General features: G+C 61.1%; 2 protein-coding genes and 1 pseudogene. 2 read left to right on the top strand and 1 reads right to left on the bottom strand.

The annotated features are described in order from the left end of the window. Positions 1 to 102, top strand: a 102-nt coding sequence (locus COA07_RS17610) for a transposase domain-containing protein (RefSeq protein WP_141396567.1), incomplete at its 5' end; no start/stop codon positions are given. A gap of 183 nt (positions 103 to 285) precedes the next feature. Continuing rightward, a complete protein-coding gene (locus COA07_RS17615; protein WP_016510913.1) occupies positions 286 to 1221 on the top strand; it encodes an NAD(P)/FAD-dependent oxidoreductase in 936 nt (311 codons plus the stop codon). Positions 1222 to 1300: 79 nt separating this feature from the next. On the opposite strand, the pseudogene COA07_RS18495 reads toward COA07_RS17615, so the two are convergent. After that, a pseudogene (locus COA07_RS18495) lies at positions 1301 to 1729 on the bottom strand (hypothetical protein); the annotation flags it as partial.

Raw genomic sequence — 1729 nt, forward strand, 5'->3', positions numbered from 1 at the left:
GTCGACCCCGAGGCCTGGCTGGCCGACACCATCAGCCGTATCGCCGACCATCCGGCCCGACGGGTCGCTGAACTGCTGCCGTGGAACTACCGGCCCGTTTGAGGTGACGCCGTCACCGGACGCTTACGCCGCAGCGACACCATCCGACTTTGCTTGGATGACGACTGCCGGGCGTATTCGGGACAGGAATCATCCTACGCGACACCCGGCGTGTGAGGGACGAACGCCGTGCGCACGTAAATGTGAATAGAGCGCGCGCTAGAGCCGGCTTGGGAGAATGGCTTTATGCGTACAGCAGCTGACACGTCGACGTCGCAGGAAAACGTGGATTGCATCATCATCGGCGGTGGCCCCGCCGGACTGACGGCCGCGACCTATCTCGGGCGCTTTCTACGCAACTGTGTCGTCATCGACGCGGGAGCGGGGCGTGCGAGTTCGATTCCGCGGTCACACAATTTGCCGGGCTTTCCAGACGGGATTGGTGGTGCTGATCTGCTATCGCGGATGAAACGGCAAGCACAGGCTTACGGCGCGACGATCGAGCAGGGCAAGGTGGTTCGCCTGGCGATCGTCGAGGACGGGTTCTCCGTCGCGACGGAAACGACAAGCTGGCAAGGCCGTACCGTGATCTTGGCGACCGGCGTCCGAAATCACCGGCCTTCAATGCCTCAGGCGTCGCACGATGCTGCATTGGCGCGCGGCCTGATCCGCTATTGCCCGGTGTGCGACGCTTACGAAGCGAAGGGCGCCAATATCGCTGTGCTGGGCTGTGACGATCATGGTGCTGCCGAGGCCGAGTTCCTCCGCCCCTATGGCGCGCGGGTGACGCTGCTGGCGCAGCGCTCGCCCGAACTCTCCTGGCCGGATGAGGCGCGGCTTATTAGGCTCGGTGTCGACGTCATCAAGGAAGCGGTGAACCAGATATCGATCGAAGGCGATCAGATCGCGGTTCGACTGGCAGATGGGCGTCGCCTCTCGTTTGATACCCTGTATCCGGCACTTGGCTCCTCGCCGCATACGCAACTCGTCGCCGGGATCGGCGTGAAGCTTGGCGAAGGCGGCTGCGTTGTCACCGACGCCCATCAACAGACCTCGGTTAGCGGTTTGTACGCGGCTGGCGATGTCGTCGAAAGTCTCGATCAGATCAGCGTTGCAATGGGTCAGGCCGCGCAGGCAGCGACGGCGATTCACAACTCGCTCCGCGCCAGCGAGGACAAGTAAGCCGGTTGGAGCATCGACCGAAAATATAACATAAGTGCTCGCATCCCGATCCGGTTAAGTCTCGGGATGCGAACCTAGATCAGTGACCGCGGTAGTTGTCGTGGCCGCCTTGGTAGCGCTGATTATAGCTGCGATCATACCCATGCTGCCGCTCGTAGCCATGCTGTCGAGGGTAGTAACCACTGTTATTATAATAACCGTTGCGATTGCCGTTATATTGCCTGTTGACAGTGTTATAACCATGCCCACCACGACGATTATACCCACGGTTGCCATACCCGCGCTGAGAATGACCATCTCGATTCTGCCAACCGCTATGGTTGCGATCCCGGGCAAGCGCCGCGCTTGGTGCAAGAGCACCAGCTGTAGAGGCGACCAGTGCGTAAGCGTGGCCTGAGGGCCGCCTTGCCCGTTTGGCCGTAGCCGGGATGCTTATCGTCTTTGACGAGGGCGCGGGCGGTGCGGGAAGTTTTCGGTTCTGAGACTGGTCATACGAGCGCTCGTACGA

Source organism: Sphingomonas adhaesiva (genome assembly GCF_002374855.1).
GTDB lineage: Bacteria > Pseudomonadota > Alphaproteobacteria > Sphingomonadales > Sphingomonadaceae > Sphingomonas > Sphingomonas adhaesiva.